The organism is Enterovibrio gelatinilyticus (genome assembly GCF_028683095.1).
Classification (GTDB): Bacteria; Pseudomonadota; Gammaproteobacteria; order Enterobacterales; family Vibrionaceae; genus Enterovibrio; species Enterovibrio gelatinilyticus.
Genome location: NZ_JAJUBC010000002.1, coordinates 223,472 through 243,490 on the forward strand (window position 1 = coordinate 223,472; position 20,019 = coordinate 243,490).

Annotated in this window: 24 protein-coding genes and 1 other RNA gene; 7 read left to right on the forward strand and 18 right to left on the reverse strand. The window is 47.1% G+C overall.

All coding sequences use genetic code 11. The annotated features are described in order from the left end of the window. Position 1: 1 nt before the first annotated feature. From mraZ to rsmI, 3 genes are all read right to left on the reverse strand, one after another. Entirely contained in the window at positions 2 to 460 is a 459-nt protein-coding gene (gene mraZ / locus LRP50_RS02550) for a division/cell wall cluster transcriptional repressor MraZ (RefSeq protein WP_028023100.1), read from the reverse strand. A gap of 286 nt (positions 461 to 746) precedes the next feature. Beyond that, positions 747 to 1,134, reverse strand: an RNA gene (gene rnpB / locus LRP50_RS02555) — RNase P RNA component class A. Between the two features lie 146 nt (positions 1,135 to 1,280). Next, entirely contained in the window at positions 1,281 to 2,141 is an 861-nt protein-coding gene (gene rsmI / locus LRP50_RS02560; RefSeq protein ID WP_274162923.1) for a 16S rRNA (cytidine(1402)-2'-O)-methyltransferase, read from the reverse strand. Between the two features lie 55 nt (positions 2,142 to 2,196). On the opposite strand from rsmI, the gene LRP50_RS02565 reads away from it, so the two are divergent. From LRP50_RS02565 to LRP50_RS02580, 4 genes are read left to right on the forward strand one after another with little or no spacing between them, the layout of a single operon-like run. After that, positions 2,197 to 4,038 (forward strand): penicillin-binding protein activator, encoded by a 1,842-nt coding sequence (locus LRP50_RS02565; protein ID WP_337992895.1) that lies wholly within the window; start codon positions 2,197 to 2,199, stop codon positions 4,036 to 4,038. Then, a complete protein-coding gene (locus LRP50_RS02570; RefSeq protein WP_274162925.1) occupies positions 4,022 to 4,384 on the forward strand; it encodes a YraN family protein in 363 nt (120 codons plus the stop codon). The genes LRP50_RS02565 and LRP50_RS02570 overlap by 17 nt, the downstream gene beginning before the upstream one ends. Positions 4,385 to 4,393: 9 nt before the next feature. Then, entirely contained in the window at positions 4,394 to 4,984 is a 591-nt protein-coding gene (locus tag LRP50_RS02575) for a phosphoheptose isomerase (RefSeq protein WP_274162926.1), read from the forward strand. Positions 4,985 to 4,987: 3 nt separating this feature from the next. Further along, on the forward strand, positions 4,988 to 5,545 hold the full coding sequence (locus LRP50_RS02580; protein ID WP_274162927.1) for a BON domain-containing protein: 558 nt from the start codon (positions 4,988 to 4,990) through the stop codon (positions 5,543 to 5,545). A gap of 45 nt (positions 5,546 to 5,590) precedes the next feature. Here LRP50_RS02580 and sspB read toward each other — a convergent pair whose 3' ends face one another. The 8 genes from sspB to zapE all read right to left on the reverse strand — a co-directional run bounded on the left by sspB (position 5,591) and on the right by zapE (position 11,961). Further along, the gene (gene sspB, locus LRP50_RS02585) at positions 5,591 to 6,088 is read right to left on the reverse strand and encodes a ClpXP protease specificity-enhancing factor (RefSeq protein ID WP_274162928.1); all 498 of its coding nucleotides are present in this window, start codon (positions 6,086 to 6,088) and stop codon (positions 5,591 to 5,593) included. Further along, a complete protein-coding gene (sspA, locus tag LRP50_RS02590) occupies positions 6,088 to 6,723 on the reverse strand; it encodes a stringent starvation protein SspA (protein ID WP_028023107.1) in 636 nt (211 codons plus the stop codon). Before sspA ends, sspB begins: the two co-directional genes overlap by 1 nt. Before the next feature lie 86 nt (positions 6,724 to 6,809). Then, positions 6,810 to 7,547: a cytochrome c1 gene (locus tag LRP50_RS02595; protein WP_274162929.1), complete on the reverse strand. Its 738-nt coding sequence runs from the start codon at positions 7,545 to 7,547 to the stop codon at positions 6,810 to 6,812. Beyond that, the gene (locus LRP50_RS02600; RefSeq protein ID WP_274162930.1) at positions 7,547 to 8,809 is read right to left on the reverse strand and encodes a cytochrome b; all 1,263 of its coding nucleotides are present in this window, start codon (positions 8,807 to 8,809) and stop codon (positions 7,547 to 7,549) included. Before LRP50_RS02600 ends, LRP50_RS02595 begins: the two co-directional genes overlap by 1 nt. Beyond that, positions 8,809 to 9,399, reverse strand: a complete 591-nt coding sequence (gene petA / locus LRP50_RS02605) for a ubiquinol-cytochrome c reductase iron-sulfur subunit (RefSeq protein WP_028023110.1) — start codon at positions 9,397 to 9,399, stop codon at positions 8,809 to 8,811. The genes LRP50_RS02600 and petA overlap by 1 nt, the downstream gene beginning before the upstream one ends. 392 nt (positions 9,400 to 9,791) lie before the next feature. Continuing rightward, complete coding sequence (gene rpsI / locus LRP50_RS02610; protein ID WP_028023111.1) at positions 9,792 to 10,181, reverse strand: 30S ribosomal protein S9; 390 nt, start codon at positions 10,179 to 10,181, stop codon at positions 9,792 to 9,794. Positions 10,182 to 10,194: 13 nt separating this feature from the next. Next, positions 10,195 to 10,623 carry a 50S ribosomal protein L13 gene (gene rplM / locus LRP50_RS02615; protein WP_016960771.1) on the reverse strand — a complete coding sequence of 143 codons (429 nt, stop codon included), beginning with the start codon at positions 10,621 to 10,623 and terminating at the stop codon, positions 10,195 to 10,197. A gap of 234 nt (positions 10,624 to 10,857) precedes the next feature. After that, positions 10,858 to 11,961 carry a cell division protein ZapE gene (zapE, locus tag LRP50_RS02620; protein WP_274162931.1) on the reverse strand — a complete coding sequence of 368 codons (1,104 nt, stop codon included), beginning with the start codon at positions 11,959 to 11,961 and terminating at the stop codon, positions 10,858 to 10,860. Between the two features lie 184 nt (positions 11,962 to 12,145). On the opposite strand from zapE, the gene zapG reads away from it, so the two are divergent. The 3 genes from zapG (at position 12,146) to degS (ending at position 15,206) form a co-directional block, all read left to right on the forward strand. Continuing rightward, on the forward strand, positions 12,146 to 12,559 hold the full coding sequence (gene zapG / locus LRP50_RS02625; RefSeq protein ID WP_274162932.1) for a Z-ring associated protein ZapG: 414 nt from the start codon (positions 12,146 to 12,148) through the stop codon (positions 12,557 to 12,559). Between the two features lie 87 nt (positions 12,560 to 12,646). Beyond that, positions 12,647 to 14,014: a Do family serine endopeptidase gene (locus tag LRP50_RS02630; RefSeq protein ID WP_274162933.1), complete on the forward strand. Its 1,368-nt coding sequence runs from the start codon at positions 12,647 to 12,649 to the stop codon at positions 14,012 to 14,014. A gap of 127 nt (positions 14,015 to 14,141) precedes the next feature. Further along, a complete protein-coding gene (gene degS, locus LRP50_RS02635) occupies positions 14,142 to 15,206 on the forward strand; it encodes an outer membrane-stress sensor serine endopeptidase DegS (protein WP_274162934.1) in 1,065 nt (354 codons plus the stop codon). A 94-nt stretch (positions 15,207 to 15,300) separates the two neighbouring features. Here degS and murA read toward each other — a convergent pair whose 3' ends face one another. From murA to mlaF, 7 genes are read right to left on the reverse strand one after another with little or no spacing between them, the layout of a single operon-like run. Continuing rightward, entirely contained in the window at positions 15,301 to 16,557 is a 1,257-nt protein-coding gene (gene murA, locus LRP50_RS02640; protein WP_274162935.1) for a UDP-N-acetylglucosamine 1-carboxyvinyltransferase, read from the reverse strand. 16 nt (positions 16,558 to 16,573) lie between these two features. Continuing rightward, positions 16,574 to 16,831, reverse strand: a complete 258-nt coding sequence (gene ibaG, locus LRP50_RS02645) for a BolA family iron metabolism protein IbaG (RefSeq protein WP_274162936.1) — start codon at positions 16,829 to 16,831, stop codon at positions 16,574 to 16,576. A 2-nt stretch (positions 16,832 to 16,833) separates the two neighbouring features. Next, on the reverse strand, positions 16,834 to 17,157 hold the full coding sequence (locus LRP50_RS02650) for an STAS domain-containing protein (RefSeq protein ID WP_274162937.1): 324 nt from the start codon (positions 17,155 to 17,157) through the stop codon (positions 16,834 to 16,836). Beyond that, the gene (mlaC, locus tag LRP50_RS02655; protein WP_274162938.1) at positions 17,154 to 17,801 is read right to left on the reverse strand and encodes a phospholipid-binding protein MlaC; all 648 of its coding nucleotides are present in this window, start codon (positions 17,799 to 17,801) and stop codon (positions 17,154 to 17,156) included. Before mlaC ends, LRP50_RS02650 begins: the two co-directional genes overlap by 4 nt. Before the next feature lie 6 nt (positions 17,802 to 17,807). Continuing rightward, a complete protein-coding gene (mlaD, locus tag LRP50_RS02660) occupies positions 17,808 to 18,284 on the reverse strand; it encodes an outer membrane lipid asymmetry maintenance protein MlaD (protein ID WP_274162939.1) in 477 nt (158 codons plus the stop codon). A gap of 4 nt (positions 18,285 to 18,288) precedes the next feature. Continuing rightward, positions 18,289 to 19,071: a lipid asymmetry maintenance ABC transporter permease subunit MlaE gene (gene mlaE, locus LRP50_RS02665; protein WP_420791170.1), complete on the reverse strand. Its 783-nt coding sequence runs from the start codon at positions 19,069 to 19,071 to the stop codon at positions 18,289 to 18,291. Next, the gene (mlaF, locus tag LRP50_RS02670) at positions 19,068 to 19,865 is read right to left on the reverse strand and encodes a phospholipid ABC transporter ATP-binding protein MlaF (protein WP_274162940.1); all 798 of its coding nucleotides are present in this window, start codon (positions 19,863 to 19,865) and stop codon (positions 19,068 to 19,070) included. Before mlaF ends, mlaE begins: the two co-directional genes overlap by 4 nt. Positions 19,866 to 20,019: the final 154 nt, after the last annotated feature.

Genomic DNA, 20,019 nt, shown 5'->3' on the forward strand with positions numbered 1-20,019 from the left:
CCTAAAGCGAGAAATTGTTGAGCCTTTCACTCAACGCTTCCGCTGATTCGGCTTGAATTTGAATATCTTGGTCGATCTGCTCTTGCCATTTGTCGCTGTTCCACAGTTCAAACTTGTTCAACTGTCCAACTAACATGGCTTTCCCGTTTAACCCCGCGTAATCACGCAGCGTTGGGGCAATCAGAATTCGACCCTGTCCGTCCATCTCGCACTCAAACGCATGCCCGAGCAACAAACGTTGCAATCGACGCTCTGCAGGATTGAGACTAGAAAGACGGGAAAGTTTGGCTTCAATCCGTTCCCACTCAGGTAGCGGATAAAGCAGCAGGCATGGTAACTGATGATCAATGGTGCATACAAACACGCCATCGCATAGCGCATCAAGTTCTTCTCGATATCGCTTTGGCAATGCTACCCGACCTTTTCCGTCGAGAGAAATGGCGCTCACCCCTCTCAACATGTCATTTAATTCCCTTTCCCACCAGAATAACCCACTTTATTCCACAATTTCCCACTAAGAAGTGTAAGTATCAGGCAAAAAGAAAGTCAAGCAACCCTGCTGGGCGACATAGGTCACAGTTTCGTGAACCATATTTTATTTCAACAGCTTGTCGTTGATTACAGCCATGCTGTTTTTTTAACCGTACGCCATGCTAGCGACGATATTCGTGATTTAGCGGAAGCTAAAACACTTTTTCCTATCTTTAAAACTAAAGAAGGCGAGCTAATGCTCGCCTTCTGGGTATTAAGTGAGTCGGCCTGTAAGCCGGGTTCTGTACCGTAAAAACGGTGGTAACCATTCGTCTAGGCCTGCAATCGCTCACAGGCTCAAGCAACCTACCCGTCCCCAACGCGGGCCGCGCCATTAGGGACCTATTTGGTCTTGCTCCGGGTGGAGTTTACCGTGCCACGAACTGTTGCCAGACGCGCGGTGCGCTCTTACCGCACCCTTTCACCCTTACCTGTGAATACTATAAATAGTAAACCATCGGCGGTTTGCTCTCTGTTGCACTGGTCGTAGGCTTGCGCCCCCCAGGCGTTACCTGGCACCCTGCCCTGTGGAGCCCGGACTTTCCTCCCCCCCGTCAGTCTCCCAAAGGACATCAACGAAGCAGCGGTTACCCAGCCAACTCAGGCGGCGGATTATATAGAAGTCTCTATACCCGAGCAACCTCAAGACGCGCTTATCCGCAAATTTAAAAGCCCAAACGAGTACATTTACCTATAATCGGCGCATTAAAAACCATTTATAGGTACTGGACACGGTATAACGGCTCTTGCTAACCGAGGTTTTCTAAGCCCCACTTGTACAAGGCATTCTTTTTCACGCTATAAAGTTCAGCAGCAATCGCCGCCGCTTTCTTCAACGGTAATTCTTTCGCGATCAAGGTAACAGCATTGGTTGCTTCAATCGGCAGATCGTCTTTCTCAGCGCGATGACCTGCAATCAACAAAACCATTTCGCCACGAATGCGGTTACTGTCTTGTCCCAACCATTCAACCAATTCACCTAACGGCGCACCATGAATGGTTTCATAAGTCTTTGTCAGTTCGCGAGCCAACACCACTTGGCGCTCAGTGCCAAGCACTGCAAGCATGTCTTCCAGCGTATCGGTGATACGGTGTGGTGATTCATAGAAAATCATGGTTCGCGGATCTTGGGCAATCTCAGTAAACTTATCGCGTCGACCTTTACTCTTTGGCGGCAAGAAACCCTCAAAGCTGAAGCGATCAGATGGCAAACCCGACGCACTTAGTGCGGTGATCACCGCGCAAGGACCGGGCAGGGGCACAACTTTAACACCCGCCTGACGACAACGAGTCACTAAGTGGTAACCTGGATCAGAGATCAACGGCGTGCCAGCATCAGAGACCAACGCAATCGACTGACCATTGACCAGTTTTTCTATCAAGAAATCCGCTTTTTGTTGTTCATTATGGTCATGAAGCGCAAAAGTTCGGGTCGTGATACTAAAATGGGACAAAAGTCTGCCAGTGTGGCGGGTATCCTCGGCAGCAATGATGTCAACCTGCTGCAATATTTCCAGTGCACGCTGGGTGATGTCTCCCAGGTTTCCGATCGGTGTCGGCACGATATATAAAGTTGAGACGTCAACCACGGTTGAAGTTTCATCAGTCATTTGTTTCACAACCCTTCGGCGATTAATATAGAGGGCAACAAGTTACGGACAGAAGATGTTCATGCGTAAAATAACCCATAAGTGCAAAAGTGTATCACGAGTTATCTCTCCAATCGCCCTAGCATTGGTGCTTTCGGCGTGTCAAACAACGCCACCGGTTGAGCAAGGGCCTCAATATGACATCACAGCGCCTGCGCGTGAGTCATCAACGTTCTACTTGCTAAAAGCTGAAACCACGACGGGTGAAGAAAAAGCAGATTGGTATTTGCTTGCTTTGAAAGCCCTTATTGCCGAACAGCAATTTTCGCAAGCCGATGTTTTAGTGAGCCGAATCGCAAAAATGCCACTAACGAATTTGCAGCTTTCTGAGTGGCAACTTGGACGTGCACAACTTTTGGCGCAAAAAGGCAACGCACAAGCAGCGGTAGATAGCCTCAATTTCTTGCCAACATGGCAATTGCCCGCCATTCAACTTGAGCGCTACTACATCCTAAAAGGCGAACTCTATCAGCAAGTGGGGAATAAAGCGGGTGCCGCCCTATCCTATGCTGAAGCGTCGCCTTATCTCACTGACAGCTATGATAAGCAGCAAAACTGGAACCGAGTGTGGGATCTCTTGGTACAAATGCCACAGTCTGATCTCAATGCCCTCGCTGCTAGTGGCAACCAAACCTTGGTGGGATGGATTGAACTCGTTGATACCCTTCGTCGTTACGCAGGGCGCCCTGCTCAACAGCAAGAAGCACTGAATCAATGGCTAACAGCAAACCCATCACACCCTGCAAATCAGTATTTACCAGAGAATTTGGCGACATTGCAGGCAATGGAGATCACTCGCCCAGACCGCATTGGCGTTATGTTACCCCTAAGCGACAAATTTGCCACCCAAGGTGAAGCGATTCGCAACGGTATCCTGCAAGCTTTATTGGACGATAGCTCCGGTAACACTGTGCCTTCAGTGATGTTTTATGACACGAATGCCATGCCTATGATGGATATCGTCAATACCATGCGCGCAGATGGTGTTCAGTTTGTCATTGGCCCATTGCAAAAAGACAAGGTCGATGACTTCCTCACGAAAAGCGCAAATAGCATTCCCACATTAGCATTGAATATTCCCCTCAATGAAGATGGCGAAGCCAATACTTGCTTTTTCACCTTGTCGCCAGAACAAGAAGCGGAACAGGCAGCACTGCACATTGCCCAAAATATGCATGAGTTTCCTTTGGTTATCGCACCAGATAACCGTTTCGGTCGCCGAGTGAGTGATGCATTCTCGAAGCAATGGGAAGCCGAAACAGGCGAGCCCGCTGAAGTCGAATTTTTTAAAAATCGTTCAGCAATGCAAAAAACGGTGAAACGTGTATTTGGTTTAACAGAAAGCCAAGGCCGTATTCAGCAAATGAACCAATTGCTTGGCTTGGACATGGAATCAGAGCAACGCAGTCGTCGTGATGTAGACTCCGTGTACTTGGTGGCGAATGCTGGCGAACTCACACTGCTCAAGCCCTTCATTGAAGTGGCAATCAACCCTGATGTTAAGCCTCCGAAACTCTACGCGAGTTCACGCAGTAACAATCGCGTGAACGGCGTTGGCGAAATTGGAGAGCTTCGTGGCATTGAGTTTAGTGATGTTCCTTTGCTTGTCGAACCCAACGACCCGACCGCTGCCCGTTTCAACCAACTTTGGCCTGAACTCGACAACGGAATGACTCGCCTATATGCCTTAGGTATGGATGCTTATGCCCTCATCGAAGCGCTCCCTCAAATGCAAGCCTTACCTGAGTATCGCTATGAAGGACATTCCGGAGAGCTATCTCTCGGTGACTATTGTACCGTGAACCGCTCTGTGTCTTGGGCAGTGTTTGGAGACCAAGGGATTGTTTCAGTTAAATAAAAAACAAACTGGCGATCTCTACGAACAACAAGCCTGCCGTTATTTAGAACGGCAGGGTTTGGTCACCTTGGATAAAAATGCCCGCTTTAAAGTGGGCGAATTAGACCTTGTCATGCGTCACGGCACCTGCATCGTATTTGTGGAGGTTAAATTTCGCAAACAGTCGGCTTTCGGTGGCGCAGCAGTAACTATTTCTCATCAAAAACAACAACGTCTACTCAAATCAGCTTATCTCTGGCTTGCTAAACAAGGGCTTTCCGCGACCCACGCCGAATTTCGCTTTGATGCTGTGGCTTTTGAAGGTGATGTAAACTCTGTAAACTGGATGAAGAATATATATATTTAAGGGTAATCAATGCTAGACAGCATCAAAGAGAGCTTCACCGAAAGCATCCAAACTCAGATCGCAGCCGCTGAAGCACTGCCAGAGCCAATTTCAAAAGCCGCAATGGTCATGGTTCAATGCTTGTTAAACGGCAACAAGATCCTTTGTTGCGGTAACGGTGGCTCTGCAGCAAATGCCCAACACTTTGCTTCATGCCTGCTTAATCGCTTTGAAACCGAGCGCCCGAGCTTACCCGCCTTAGCGTTGACAGCCGACACTGTCACCTTAACAGCCGTGGCTAACGATTATCACCATGACGAAGTGTTTTCAAAGCAAGTCCGCGCGTTTGGTCAAGCTGGCGATGTACTTTTAGCCCTTTCCACAAGCGGAAACAGCAAAGACATCATCAAGGCCATGGAAGCAGCAGTAACACGAGATATGACCATCGTCGCCTTAACGGGTAAAGATGGTGGTGAAATGGCCGGTTTGCTTGGTGAACTTGATGTGGAAATTCGAGTCCCATCGCAACGCACTGCGCGTATTCAAGAAGTTCATCTCGTTACCCTCCATACCCTTTGTGATTTGATTGACCAATTTCTTTTCCCGACACACGGAGAGTAAGCGATGAAGAAGGCACTTTTACTTGCCACGGTATTTGGCTTAAGTGCCTGTTCGGCTATTTATGAGCAGGACACTCGAAACGCCAAAACAGAATGGGCAGACACTCAGCTATCTATGGAAGTTGCAGGAATCGCCAATAAAGCCCCCTATCAAGGCGATACACGCATCAATGCCGTTTCTTACGATGGTAACCTGCTGCTAATAGGACAAGCGAAGACAAGCGCTCTCAAGCAATCTCTGGTTGCAAAAATACGCGAACTTAAGGGTGTTGAAACGGTATACGACCAAATTCGCATTAAAGAACCACTGTCATTGGGGGAAGTGAGCAAAGATACTTGGCTGACAACCAAAGTTAAGTCAGCGATCATTGGCAGTAAGAAGCTTAGAAACGTTAATATCAAAGTGTTGTCTGAAGATGGTGAAGTGTTTTTGCTGGGGTACGTCACTCGAGAGCAAGCTAACGAAGCCACAGAGATCACGCGAAATCTAAGCGGTGTCAAGCAGGTCATCAAAGGTTTTCAATACTATGAACAACCTACGACTCCAACCGAAACTGAATAATTCAGTTTGAAAGGATAAGAAAAAAGCAGCCATTGGCTGCTTTTTTTATTTAACGACCGTCAGTGTTGGACGACCTTTGAATCTATTGTCAGGCTCTGAATCTGGCGCAACCTCAGTGGATTCCTCCACATCGGCTTGCCCTGAAATTTCAGTGAGGTTATCACCTTCATGTTCAGTTTCAGGTTCCAGTTCAAGTCGCTCAAGCTCTGCTTCATAAGCAGGTTCAGGATCGAACATGGTACCTGCACCATTCTCTCGTGCATAAATCGCAAGCACTGCATATAGCGGCACCGACACGAGCATAGGTCGACCACCAAAACGCGCATTGAAACAAACTTCATCATTACCAAGATCAAGATTGCCAACGGCTCTTGGCGCAACGTTTAGAACTATTTGACCATCTTGAACGTACTCAAGCGGCACATTCACGTAGGGCAACGTTGCATCAACCACTAAATGTGGCGTCAGATCGTTTTCAACTAACCAGTCGTAAAACGCCCGTAATAAATACGGGCGACGAGGCTTCAAAGTCTCTTCAGTCATTACTGGGCCAGACGCATCTCGCGCTCAGCTTCAGTCAATGAAGCCAAGAATGAATCACGTTCAAATACGCGAGCCATGTAAGTCTTCACTTCTTTCGAACCCGGACCACTAAGCTCGATACCCATGACTGGCAAACGCCATAGCAAAGGTGCCAAGTAGCAATCTACCAAGCTAAACTCTTCGCTCATAAAGAACGGGTACTCTGCAAACACAGGTGCCAGAGCCAACAACTCTTCACGTAGCTGACGGCGAGCCTTATCAGCTTCTTCAGCATTGCCTTTCTCGACTTTCTCAGCCAAGGTGTACCAGTTACGCTCGATACGGTACATCATCAGGCGACTGTTACCACGGGCAACAGGGTAAACCGGCATTAGCGGTGGGTGAGGGAAACGCTCATCCAGGTATTCCATGATGATATTCGCGTTATACAACGCCAATTCACGGTCAACCAACGTCGGTACCGAGTTGTACGGATTCAGATCAAGTAAATCCTCTGGTAGGTTAGTAGGATCAACAAGCTCAATCTCGTAGGTTACACCTTTCTCAGCAAGAACGATGCGAACCTGATGGCTATACATGTCTGATGCGTCAGAATACAACGTCATCACCGAGCGTTTATTGGCAGCAACAGCCATTAACCCCTCCAGAATATTTCATCTATAGAAAAAACAATGGGAGCACCTGCTCCCATTGTGGATCAGCAACTCACTAGATTAACCGATCAGTGAACGTCACGCCAATACTCTTTCTTGAGCAATATGGTCAAGATAAGCAAAACGACAAGGAAGCCAATGACCCAATACCCCATCTGTTGACGTTCCAGTTTATTCGGTTCACCCGAATATTCGAGGAAGTTCACCAAATCGCGTACGGCATCATCGTATTCTTCTGGGCTCAGCTCACCATTACCCAATGATTCGATACCAACAAACTCTTCAACTTGCTGTCCATCGATCAGCACAGATTTGTACTGTTTAACGGGCGTGCCTTGAAGTTCTTCAAGTACATGTGGCATACCAACACTTGGGAACACTGTGTTGTTCACACCAAATGGACGTGATGGGTCTTCATAGAAAGCACGTAGATAGGTATAAATCCAATCCGTACCGCGCACTCGCGCAACAAGTGTTAAGTCAGGAGCTGGGCCACCGAAGAAGGTCGCTGCGTCATCAACCGTAATTGCATTTTTGACCAAATCACCGATTTTTGCGTTTTCGTCAAAAACCAGGTTTGCCATCATCAGATCTTTCGGGATATCGAGATCATCAGCAATACGTTCATAACGCTGATACTGAGTTGCATGACAACCAAAACAGTAGTTCATGAACAACTTAGCGCCGTTTTGCAGTGATGCTTTATCTGACAAATCATTATTTGCCGCATCCAGCGGAACGTTCGACCCTGCAGCCATAGCGAGAGAAGGCAGCAACGCGAACAAAATTACAATCCACTTCTTCATTAGTAGTTCACCCTCTCCGGTAATGGTTTTGTTACTTCGTTTTTGCTGTAGACAAACAACAAAACAAAGAACATGAAATAACCAAAGCTAAAGATTTGTGCCAGCAGCGTGTACAGGCCTGTTGCAGGCAATGTGCCCAACACACCTAAAGCAATGAAGGAGATAACGAACTGAACAATGTTCGCAAGGTGCAATTTACTGCGATAGCGGTAAGAGCGCACTTTACAGCGGTCTAGCCAAGGCAAAACAAACAGCACGGCTATGGACAAGCCCATCAATACAACACCCGTTAACTTATCAGGAACCGCACGCAAAATGGCGTAGAACGGTGTGAAGTACCATACAGGTGCAATGTGATCAGGCGTCTTGATTGGGTTTGCCGCTTCAAAGTTAGGTGGCTCAAGGAAATAGCCGCCCATTTCTGGATTGAAGAAGATGACGTAAGCAAACAAAATACCGAAACCAGCAACACCAATCAGATCCTTCACCGTACCGTATGGATGGAAAGGAACCGAATCAATGATGTCGTATTTCTTGGTGTAGTACTTGTGGAACGGGAACTGTGTCTCGTAACCTTCGCCTTTAGCGCCCTTAGGCAGCTTAGTTTCAATACCGTCAGGGTTGTTTGAGCCGACTTCATGCAGCGCAAGGATATGCAGCACAACCAGCAACAAAATCACGATTGGCAATGCCACAACGTGTAAGGCAAAGAAACGGTTTAGCGTTGCACCTGAAAGGACAAAGTCACCACGAATCCATAGTGTTAAATCATCACCAATGACAGGGATAGCGCCAAACAGTGAAATGATAACTTGCGCACCCCAGTAAGACATTTGTCCCCATGGTAGCAAGTAACCCATGAAAGCCTCGGCCATCAGAGCTAAGAAAATCAGCATGCCGAACACCCACAGTAACTCACGAGGCTTTTGGTACGAGCCATAAATGAGACCGCGGAACATGTGCAGATATATCACAACGAAAAATGCTGACGCACCCGTAGAGTGCATGTAACGCAATAGCCAGCCGTATTCTACATCACGCATGATGTATTCAATTGATGCAAACGCCCCTTCAGCAGAAGGGTTGTAGCTCATGGTCAGCCAAATGCCTGTCAGTAGCTGGTTAACTAGCACCAGCATGGCAAGGGAGCCAAACAAGTACCAGAAGTTAAAGTTTTTCGGCATCGGGTATTCAGACAAATGCTTTTTATAAGCATTCATCACGGGCAGGCGTTTCTCGAACCAGTTAAGCAAGTTTTCCATTACGCTGCTCCCTCATCGGCACCTACCAGAATACGTTTATCATTCAGATATGTATAAGGCGGGACAACCAGATTAAGTGGTGCTGGTACACTCTGGAATACACGACCCGCCATATCAAACTTCGAACCGTGACACGGGCAGAAGAAACCTGATGTGACGCCCTCAACTTGTTCACCAAAACTGTCTGGTAAATATGTTGGGGAGCAACCAAGGTGCGTACACAATCCCACTGCAACAAAAAGCTCAGGCTTGATGGAGCGGTAGGCATTCTTAATATACTCAGGCTGCTGTGGTTCAAGAGATTCAGGATCGCGAAGCTTATCGCCGATCTCATTCAATTGCTGCAAGGCTAGTTCGCTACGACGAACAATCCATACAGGCTTACCCTGCCAAATCACCCTGATTAATTGGCCTTCCTCAATTTTACTAATATCGACTTCGACCGGGGCTCCGGCAGCCTTTGCTTTGGCGCTAGGGTTCCAAGACTTAATAAAAGGTACAGCGACTGCTGCTGCACCCACACCACCAACCACAGCGGTTGATAGAGTCAGGAAACGGCGTCGGCCGGAATTCACTGGCGCATTGCTCATCCAACATTCTCCCATGTGCTCCCGCATGGATTTTTATAACTGTCCTTATGCGTCCCTGGAGCGTACGGCTAACTCAAAAAAGTATTTATTACGTAAACAGCCTATTGATTATCTAAAGATAGCACAGGCATACGTGGCTTAAATGATAAGGAAAACCCCACTTTTTGACAAGATAAAGCTACTTTTTTGTAACAAATGTGAGGTATGCACCGTTTTTTTAACTAACTGCTAAAAAAGAAAAAATTCAGGAAAATATCAATATAAGGAAAGGTGACAGAGGGGAAGGAAGTAGGTGTATTAAACGTGGTAATGATTTGAATTTAGATAATAAAAAGCCTGGCAATAAGCCAGGCTTTTTGATCCATAGTTCCCGAATAATATTCGGAAGCGAATTAACGCTTAGAGAACTGTGGACGACGACGTGCTTTACGTAGACCAACTTTCTTACGTTCAACTTTACGCGCGTCACGAGTGACGAAGCCAGCTGCACGAAGAGCAGGACGAAGAGTCTCATCGTATTCCATCAGTGCACGGGTGATACCGTGACGGATAGCACCAGCTTGACCAGAGATACCACCACCAGAAACAGTGATGTAAAGGTCTAGCTTCTCAGTCATTTCAACCAGCTCAAGCGGCTGACGAACAACCATACAAGCGGTTGGGCGACCGAAGTACTGCTCCAGCTCACGCTTGTTGATTACGATGTTACCGCTGCCCGGCTTGATGAATACACGAGCTGTGGAGCTCTTGCGACGACCAGTGCCGTAGTATTGTTCTGCCATTGTTATAATCCCCTTAGATGTCCAGTACTTGCGGCTGTTGTGCCGCGTGCTTGTGCTCAGCGCCCGCGTAAACTTTCAGTTTACGGAACATTGCACGACCTAGAGGACCACGTGGCAACATACCTTTAACGGCAAGTTCAATGATCATTTCTGGTTTCTTCACTTGCAGCTTATCAAAGCTGATTGACTTGATACCACCAATGTAGCCAGAGTGGCTGTAGTAGATCTTGTCAGTGAATTTCGCACCAGTTACGGTTACTTTGTCCGCATTGATAACTACGATGTAGTCACCAGTGTCAACGTGCGGAGTGTACTCCGGCTTGTGCTTACCACGCAGACGAGATGCGATCTCAGTTGCGATACGGCCCAGAGTTTTACCTTCTGCGTCTACAATATACCAGTCGCGTTTTACGCTTTCTGGTTTAGCAACGAAAGTTTTCATGCTAATAATTACCCGATAATTAAAGATTTCACTTAAGGAGCTTTCGCTCCCACTGTATAAGAGCCCATTCAGCACCCCTTCGAGTGGTGGTTCCCTCGGCCTAAGCCTTTCAACAGTAACGGTGGGTCGCAGGATTATAAGGAAGGGTGGAGAAAAAATCACCTTTTTTTAAAAAAAAGTCGCGACTTTTTCTCTTCGCTTACCTGAAAAATTCATTGGTTAAATGACGTATCGTTACGGAAGGTGCTCTAATGCCAGATAATCATGGCTTTGCATCTCCTTCAAACGCGAACAACAGCGCCTAAATTCAAAAGTTAGCCTTCCGTCGACATACAGTGATTGCAGGGGCACTTCGGCAGAAATGATGAGTTTTACATGTCTTTCGTAAAATTCATCCACCATCGCAATAAATCGCCTCGCAGCATCGTCTTTTGATACATCCATTTGCGGTACATTCGCTAAAAGTACCGTGTGATATAAGCGCGCTAATTCAATATAGTCAGACTGACTTCTTGGGCTATCACACAGGGTGGTGAAATCGAACTGCACGACCCCCTCAGCTTCACGGATCGCATGCAGTTTACGATGATTAATCTCGATAGCATGTGCCTCGAAGCAAGGCTCTGTCGCCAACTTATAAAAATAGTCTTTCAAATTTGAGTTTGCGGTATTGTCCAACGGATAATGGTAGATTTCCGCTTGCTCCAAAGTCCGGAGTCGATAATCCGTGCCCGCATCAACATTGACCACATCGCAATGTTGATTAATCAACGCAATGGCTGGCAAGAAGCGCGCGCGTTGCAAACCATTCCGGTAGAGTTCATCCGGCACGATGTTAGATGTTGCCACTAAACAAATTCCGCGATCGAATAACGCTTCCATTAAGGTACCGAGGATCATGGCATCGGTAATATCGGACACAAAGAATTCATCGAAGCATAAGATGTGTGCTTCATCTGCCAACTTATCCGCAATCTTCAACAAGGGGTCTTGCTGACCATCCAGTCCTTTGAGTTCATCATGTATACGGTGCATAAAGCGGTGAAAGTGCATACGGATTTTTTTTTCAAACGGCAGACTTTCAAAGAATGTATCGACAAGGTACGTTTTCCCTCGCCCTACGCCTCCCCAAAAATACAATCCCCTCTCAGGCAGAGAAACAGGCTCTGGCTTTTTAAAGAAAGACTTTAAGAAGCTTGGCTTTGATGCAGGCGTATTGGCACGTGTAATCAGACGATGATACAAATCATCCAGCATCATCACAGCATGCTTCTGAGATGTATCTTCATAAAAATCTGAGCGTAGTAAGTCTTTTTTGTATTGTTCTAAAGGTGTCATTCCCTGAACCTAACCGTATGCAAGTGACAATAAAGTTGTTCTCAAAATCAATAGTACCACGCGTAACTTTTGCCATGTATAGTAAAACCAGAGCATTAAGGGGTATGCCATTTCCTAATTACTCACCGCTTGACGGAGAGAATTGCTTTAAGTCCAACCTGTTATAAAAAGTTAAGGAGCACTTATGGCTTGGATCAATACACTTGTTTTTGTGATCATCGGCGTTGTCATTGGCTTCATCATCGCCCGTTTGACCATGCGCGAAAACACGCAACAAAAAGATTTAAAGAAAGAACTCGATAAATCTCGCTATGAGCTAGAACAGTATCGCCAAGAACTTGTTGATCACTTCGCACAAAGTGCAGAGTTACTCGACAACATTTCACGTGACTACAGTAAGCTTTATCAACATATGGCGACGACGTCCACGGAGTTAATGCCAAACCTGCCGGATCAAGACAACCCATTTGCAAAGCGTATTAGTAAATTGTCTGAGGTCACAGAAGACAAAGATACCGAGCAAGGGCCACCTCGAGACTACTCTGATGGTGCATCAGGCCTACTCAAAGACGCTGAAAAAACGAGCAAAGCGAGTTAACTTAGTCGAAAATTTACTCACTATAAGCATTGAACTTTTTTGAACTACCCCCACTCTTAAAACGTACCTATTGAGGGGAGTGTGTATATGAAAAAAAAATCTTTGCTTACATTAAGTGCGCTGACATTAGCGCTTAGTACTACCTTGACGACCTTACCAGCCACGGCAGCACTACCCGCTGCTGTTGCTGGTGAGAGTCTACCTAGCCTCGCACCTATGCTTGAAACTGTTAGCCCGGCGGTTGTTAGCATTTCGGTAGAGGGTAGTCATGTCTCCAAACAACGCATCCCTGAATCTTTTCGCTTCTTCTTTGGTCCCGAGTTCGACGCTGAACAAACCCGAGAGAGACCTTTTCGCGGCCTTGGCTCTGGTGTCATTATTGATGCTGGTAAAGGCTACGTCATCACCAACCACCATGTGATCGATGGTGCCAATAAAATTTTGGTTCAACTCCACGATGGACGTGAATACGATGCCGAATTAATTGGTAGCGATAGCATGTCAGATGTCGCTTTGTTAAAGCTAGAAAAGGCAGATAACCTCACCGAAATTAAGTTTTCTGACTCCGACGGCCTGCGAGTTGGTGATTTTGCTATCGCGATTGGTAACCCTTTCGGGTTGGGGCAAACTGTCACATCAGGCATCATTTCTGCACTAGGCCGTAGCGGCCTAAACCTCGAGAATTTCGAAAACTTCATTCAGACTGACGCTGCAATAAACAGTGGTAACTCAGGTGGCGCGCTCGTCAACCTCAATGGCGAACTCATCGGTATCAATACAGCGATTCTTGGCCCGAATGGCGGAAACGTCGGTATCGGCTTCGCTATCCCCGTGAATATGGTCAAAAACCTTGCTGAGCAAATTCTTGAGTTCGGTGAAGTAAAACGTGGTGTTCTTGGTGTTCAGGGGGGAGAACTCACTTCTGAGCTGGCTGAAGCATTTGGTTACGAGACTAACCATGGCGCCTTTGTTAGCCAAGTTGTCCCTGACTCTGCCGCAGAGAAAGCAGGACTCGAAGCGGGAGACATTATCGTTTCGGTCAACGGCAAAGATATTCGCACTTTTGGCGAGTTACGCGCCAAAGTGGCCACCCTCGGTGCAGGCAAAAAAGTAAAACTCGGCATTATCCGTGACGGTAAAGAAAAAACAGTCACCGCAGAACTAAAAGAAGCCACACTGGCAAAAGCCAATGCTGAAACACTGCATGAAGCATTAAAAGGTGCCCGACTAGAGAACTTCACTGAAGGCAAACTTAGTGGCGTGCGTGTAGCAAGTGTAGAGAAAGACTCAATTGCTGCTCGATATGGACTCAAAATGGGTGATGTCATTGTTGGCTTAAATCGCGACAAGGTGAAAAACCTCGGTGATTTTCGTAAACAACTTGAAAGCAAGCCCAACGTCCTTGCCTTGAACGTTATTCGTGATGGGGCGAGTATGTACCTCGTCATTCGCTAATTAATTAGCCACAAAACAGGAGCCTGACGCTGTTGGGCTCCATTTCTTCTCCTCGTCAATCTCTACTCTTGTCTACATTTCGATGATATGCTCGTGGTTTTCAATAGTGGCAATTTTGAGGAGTGGCATGCTAGCTTTTTGGGCTCGTTCTGTGGTTTACGGTATCGTCGTGGCCGCCGTTTTACTGCTAACACTTCCTTCATTACGAACCGGTCAATTGGTGACTGACGCAACCCTTGCGCAGTTTGAACCTGAGGCCTCGTTACTTTCTTACAATTACGCCGTCCGTCGAGCCTCCCCCGCTGTTGTTAATATCTATACCCGTCGCTACAGCAGTGAAAACAGGCTCCAGCTCAATGCCGAAGGGCTAGGATCCGGCGTGATCATGAGTGATAAAGGCTACATCGTCACCAACTACCATGTTGTTGCTCGAGCAGACCAAATTATTGTCGCGCTGCAAGATGGTCGAATTAGCACAGCGCAGCTCGTTGGCAAAGACCAGCGTACAGATCTTGCAGTTGTGAAAATCGATCTCGACAGCTTACCCGTGATCCCCTTCAACGAAAGTTATGATCCCGCTGTTGGTGATGTGGTGCTGGCAATTGGCAACCCTTATAACCTTGGACAAACCACCACGTTTGGGATCATTTCTGCTACGGGTCGTCCAGGCATGAGCTTTAACCGTCAGCAAGACTTTCTGCAAACGGATGCTGCGATCAATAAAGGTAACTCTGGCGGCGCCTTGGTCAATAGCCGCGGAGAATTAGTCGGTATTAATACCGCCTCTTTCCAACAAGCGACTGATACTGATACCTATGGTATCTCCTTCGCTATCCCTTATTCGCTGACAGTAAAAATCATGCAAAAGCTCATTGCTGATGGACGAGTGATCCGCGGTTACATCGGCGTGGAGGGACGTGAAGTGAATCCCGTTATGGCAAGATTGCTAGATGCGGAGCAATTACGTGGCGTATTGGTCGCAAGCACTGAGCCTAACGGCCCCGCAGATCGATCAGGTCTGAAGGTGAATGATTTGATCATCGAAATTGATAATCAACCCATTGGCAGTTTCCGAAGCGCACTGGATGTCGTAGCGGATAATCGCCCTGGTTCGAAAGTACCATTCAAAGTGATCCGAGAAGGCCAGCCTCTCGAATTGCTCGTCACCATTGGTGAAGAGCCGACGCTTTAACGCTTTTCTGTTCGCTCATCAAATTGCGACGATACAAAAAAGGTCACCTTGCGGTGACCTTTGTCATTTAGCATTCTAAAAACCTAGAGGGGTTTTAGTCACTAAAGCGTTCGATGTGTACACCCAACTTTTGAAGCTTATCTTCAATGTGTTCATAGCCACGATCGATGTGATAGATGCGGTCAACAACTGTTTCACCGCTCGCTATGGCACCTGCAATCACAAGACTTGCCGAAGCGCGTAGATCGGTTGCCATGACTTGAGCACCGCTTAGGCCATCACAATCACCACAGATCACTGTGTTGCCTTCAATCTCTGCGTGTGCACCCATACGTTGCAACTCAGGAACATGCATAAAACGATTTTCAAAAATCGTTTCTGTAATGATACCCGTTCCTTTTGCCATCAAATTCAAAAGCGTAAACTGGGCTTGCATGTCAGTTGGGAAGCCTGGGTGAGGCGCAGTACGAATATTTACCGCTTTAAGCTCACGATCTGTCATATCGAGTGAGATCCAGTCGTCGCCAGATTCCACCAGCGCACCAGCTTCTTCCAACTTCGCCAACACAGCTTCAAGCAATTTTGGCGATGTGTTGCGACATAGGATCTTACCGCCAGAAACCGCAGCACCAACAAGGAATGTGCCAGTTTCAATGCGATCAGCGACAACTTCGTGGTAACCACCACCTAAGCGCTCAACGCCTTCAATGGTAATCGCATCGGTGCCAGCACCGGTGATTTTCGCACCCAGCATGTTGAGGAATTTCGCACAATCAACGATTTCAGGCTCACGGGCGGCATTTTCGATGACCGTCGTGCCTTCGGCTAGCGTTGCAGCACACATGATGGTCACCGTGGCACCTACGCTCACTTTATCCATCACAATGTGCGCGCCTTTGAGGCGACCATCAACGTGCGCTTTCACATAACCTTCATCAAGCGTGATTGTCGCACCGAGTTGCTCTAGTCCATGAATGTGTAAATCGACTGGACGTGCACCAATTGCGCAACCACCAGGCAGTGACACTTCACCTTTACCAAAACGAGCAACCAAAGGACCCAACGCCCAAATTGATGCGCGCATGGTTTTCACCAAATCATAAGGTGCGCAGTATTCGGTAATATTGCTCGCATCTACATGAACCGAACCATTACGCGATACTTTTGCACCCAAACGAGAAAGCAACTCCATGGAGGTGTCGATATCACGCAATTTGGGGACATTGGCAACTTCTACTGGCTCTTCCGCCAATAGTGCAGCAAATAGAATAGGTAATGCGGCGTTTTTGGCACCAGATATTGTGACTTCACCACGAAGTGGGCCACCACCGTGAACACGGAATTTTTGCATGCTGTTCCTCGTGAACTTATAGCGGTTGCATCAGTTTCTTGTCGCGAGCCCACTCAGCAGGGGTCATCGCTTTGATGCTAAGAGCATGGATAGCGTTTGTTCTAATCTGCTCCATCAAAGGCCCGTAGATGGTTTGTTGTTTCTTGACGCGTGACATACCGTCAAAGATGTCACCGACAGCAACTACTTCAAAGTGACTTCCATCGCCTTTGACATGAATCTCGTCCAAGGACAAAGCGTCTTCAAGCAGCGCTTTAATTTCTGTTGGTTCCACAATTATTCCCCGCGAACCGATGAGGTATCATCAGTAAAAAGACTTTCCACATTGCTCAGTTGTAACAATACCTTCAACTGTGAAGGCGTATTACTGAGTATCAGCGTTTGCTGATTCACGTTGAGCTGTTGCTGCAAGTGCAACAACATTGCCATTCCGGCCGAATCTACGCGCTTGACCAAAGACAAATCCAAGACGACATGAGAGTCGCTTGGCAGCCACTCTGCGCGCCGGCTCCAAAATGGAGGAACTGTGTCACGATCAAGCTCGCCTGACAAGCAGTAATCACCATTTATGCGCTTTTCAAACGCAAGCTGTTCGCTCACGATTCGCTCTCTTCTTTGGCAATCGGCGCTTTCGAACGCTCAATCAATTCTTGAGCGACCGCTTCTACACCGTTCTTGCGCAATTGACCGCTCCATTCACTGGCTTTTGTGCTCAGCATGCTTACGCCTTCAACCTGAACATCAAAACCCTGCCATTCCTGCGTTTTGCGATTTTTACGCAATTTAAAATCTAAACGAATGGGTGGTCGAGATTTATCGACAATATCTACACGTACTGAGACAACTGAACGGTTTTTTGCAATGGTCTTTGGCGCTTCAACCGTCACTTCCTGATCGGTATATTGCGTCAGAATTTGCGCGTAAGACATCACCAAGTAGTCATAAAAAGCCTCGGTGAATAGATCGCGCTCTTCTTTAGTTGCCTTTTTGGCTTGCGACCCAAGTACATTCAACGCGGCATAGCGCACATTGATATACGGCATTAATTCTTCTTTAACCACGTCACGTAACAGTTCTGGATTCGCCTGATACGCCTCTTTGTCATCTTTCAAGCGGCTGAATGCATTGTCAGCCACCCCATCAATTAAGATATACGGATTAGTGGCATCAATCGTTTGCGCGATGACCGCACTCGATATCATCATACTGACAACAGCTAGTGCCGCAGTGATCCATTTCTTCATATTCGATTACTCCTTCGAATCCCCAACGCTATATAGGAATTGACCTATCAGATCTTCTAAGACCATTGCTGAGCGTGTGTCTTCCAATAAATCACCGTCTTGTAATAGCTCAATGTCTTCATCGACGAAGCCGGGACGTATACCAATGTATTGCTCCCCGAGTAACCCGGAAGTCAAAATGGAGGCTGAACTGGTTTCAGGGAAATAGCCGTATTGACGATCAATTTCCATAATGACCGACGGCACGTAATCAGGCACGGTCAAATTGATACTACTCACACGACCGACGACCACGCCACCGACTTTCACTGGGGAGCGAACTTTCAATCCACCAATGTTCTCGAACTGCGCCTCCAAACGATAGTGATCGGTGCGAGAGAAACTCTTCACATCTGCCACTTGGAAGATCAACAGTAAGACGGCAACGAGCCCAACGATGACAAACGTACCAACCCAGAATTCTGTTTTTCGATTTTGTTGCATTTACTTAGCTCCCAAACATCAGTGCTGTGAGGATAAAATCCAATCCCAACACTGCTAAAGACGAATGCACGACGGTACGTGTCGTTGCTCGGCTGATCCCTTCTGACGTGGGGATAGCATCATAGCCATTAAATAAGGCAATCCAGGTAACAGTAATGGCAAACACCAAACTCTTTATAAATGACTGCCCAATGTCATAACCCAGTTCGACCGAGGACTGCATCACAGACCAGTAGCTTCCGTAATCAATTCCCTTCCAATCAACGCCAACAAGTTGACCGCCCCAAATCCCGACAATCATGAATATCATGGTCAGTAGCGGCATAGAGATCACCCCAGCCCAAAAACGTGGAGCGACCACTCGCCGTAGCGGATCGACTGCCATCATCTCCAAGCTGGACAATTGTTCTGTGGTTTTCATCAAGCCAATCTCAGCGGTTAACGCCGAGCCTGCTCGCCCTGCAAACAACAATGCCGTCACCACAGGGCCAAGCTCGCGAAGTAAGGACAACGCGACCATTTGGCCCAAAGAACTTTCAGCACCAAAATCAGCAAGAACTAGGTAGCCTTGTAAACTCAGAACCATGCCGATAAACAAACCCGAAACCATGATGATCGCAAGTGAACGAACACCCACCGAATAAAGCTGGGTAATAAGCAAAGGAAACATTTTCTTGGGTTGTGGCTTACCAATTAACGCCCCAAGTAAAACAAAGGTCGCGCGCCCCATTGTTCGCGACACCGCCATCGCGCGCGCACCCAGATCTTGAACTAGGTTAACAATCACGAAAATAGCTCCTGTGTGATGTCTTGGGCTGGATACCTAAATGGCACGGGGCCATCGGCATCTCCTTTAAGAAATTGACTGACTCTAGGGTCAGGATTGTCACGTAGTGATTGCGGAGAGCCTGACGCAATGATCTTGCCATCAGTCAGCAGATAAACGTGATCGGCGATACTCATCACTTCTGGCACATCGTGAGAAACGACAATAGCAGTGAGCCCTAGCGCTTGATTGAGATTTCGAATCAAGGATACCAATACACCCATAGTGATCGGATCCTGTCCCACAAACGGCTCATCAAACATAATCAATTCGGGATCAAGTGCAATCGCCCTTGCTAGCGCAGCTCGTCTCGCCATGCCTCCTGACAAGCTGCTTGGCATCAAATCAGCGGCGCCACGCAAGCCCACAGCTTCAAGCTTTAATAGCACGATGGTCTTGATTAAGGCTTCAGGTAATTCAGTATGCTCACGCAAAGGAAAGGCAACGTTATCAAACACCGTCATATCAGTGAATAGTGCTCCAGATTGGAACAACATACTCATACGTTTGCGTACGTCGTACAGTTTGCTACGAGAAAGGGTAGGAATATTGTGTCCAGCAAACTCGATAGTACCGCTATCTGGCGGCAGTTGTCCGCCAATCAAACGCAGTAACGTGGTTTTTCCAATTCCTGATGGCCCCATAATGGCGGTAACTTTCCCCACAGGAACCGTCAAGCTCACGTCATCAAATATCAGGCGCTCTCCTCGAGAGAAGCTCAGGCTATTGATTTCAACCAGATTATTTTTTGTCATCTATGGCCTTTGATATTAACGTCCTTGAATGTTAAGCGACGGATCATAAGGGGATAGCACAGTCAAAACAAGTAATTGAACAGCATTCATTTGCAATTTCTCAGTAAGAAAACTGTCAATATCCTCAATAGCCTTGTCTTTTTATAAATGCACG

Excerpts from the sequence above, each read along its gene's own strand:
- mlaC (WP_274162938.1), bottom strand. The coding sequence starts at position 17,801 with ATGAAGAAATGGATCACTGCGGCACTAGCTGTTGTCAGTATGATGATA.
- LRP50_RS02580 (WP_274162927.1), top strand. The coding sequence starts at position 4,988 with ATGAAGAAGGCACTTTTACTTGCCACGGTATTTGGCTTAAGTGCCTGT.
- zapE (WP_274162931.1), bottom strand. The coding sequence starts at position 11,961 with ATGACACCTTTAGAACAATACAAAAAAGACTTACTACGCTCAGATTTT.
- LRP50_RS02630 (WP_274162933.1), top strand. The coding sequence starts at position 12,647 with ATGAAAAAAAAATCTTTGCTTACATTAAGTGCGCTGACATTAGCGCTT.
- degS (WP_274162934.1), top strand. The coding sequence starts at position 14,142 with ATGCTAGCTTTTTGGGCTCGTTCTGTGGTTTACGGTATCGTCGTGGCC.
- LRP50_RS02595 (WP_274162929.1), bottom strand. The coding sequence starts at position 7,547 with ATGAAGAAGTGGATTGTAATTTTGTTCGCGTTGCTGCCTTCTCTCGCT.
- rpsI (WP_028023111.1), bottom strand. The coding sequence starts at position 10,181 with ATGGCAGAACAATACTACGGCACTGGTCGTCGCAAGAGCTCCACAGCT.
- rplM (WP_016960771.1), bottom strand. The coding sequence starts at position 10,623 with ATGAAAACTTTCGTTGCTAAACCAGAAAGCGTAAAACGCGACTGGTAT.
- zapG (WP_274162932.1), top strand. The coding sequence starts at position 12,146 with ATGGCTTGGATCAATACACTTGTTTTTGTGATCATCGGCGTTGTCATT.
- mraZ (WP_028023100.1), bottom strand. The coding sequence starts at position 460 with ATGTTGAGAGGGGTGAGCGCCATTTCTCTCGACGGAAAAGGTCGGGTA.
- mlaD (WP_274162939.1), bottom strand. The coding sequence starts at position 18,284 with ATGCAACAAAATCGAAAAACAGAATTCTGGGTTGGTACGTTTGTCATC.
- rsmI (WP_274162923.1), bottom strand. The coding sequence starts at position 2,141 with ATGACTGATGAAACTTCAACCGTGGTTGACGTCTCAACTTTATATATC.
- murA (WP_274162935.1), bottom strand. The coding sequence starts at position 16,557 with ATGCAAAAATTCCGTGTTCACGGTGGTGGCCCACTTCGTGGTGAAGTC.
- LRP50_RS02565 (WP_337992895.1), top strand. The coding sequence starts at position 2,197 with ATGTTCATGCGTAAAATAACCCATAAGTGCAAAAGTGTATCACGAGTT.
- petA (WP_028023110.1), bottom strand. The coding sequence starts at position 9,399 with ATGAGCAATGCGCCAGTGAATTCCGGCCGACGCCGTTTCCTGACTCTA.
- LRP50_RS02575 (WP_274162926.1), top strand. The coding sequence starts at position 4,394 with ATGCTAGACAGCATCAAAGAGAGCTTCACCGAAAGCATCCAAACTCAG.
- mlaF (WP_274162940.1), bottom strand. The coding sequence starts at position 19,865 with ATGACAAAAAATAATCTGGTTGAAATCAATAGCCTGAGCTTCTCTCGA.
- sspB (WP_274162928.1), bottom strand. The coding sequence starts at position 6,088 with ATGACTGAAGAGACTTTGAAGCCTCGTCGCCCGTATTTATTACGGGCG.
- sspA (WP_028023107.1), bottom strand. The coding sequence starts at position 6,723 with ATGGCTGTTGCTGCCAATAAACGCTCGGTGATGACGTTGTATTCTGAC.
- LRP50_RS02600 (WP_274162930.1), bottom strand. The coding sequence starts at position 8,809 with ATGGAAAACTTGCTTAACTGGTTCGAGAAACGCCTGCCCGTGATGAAT.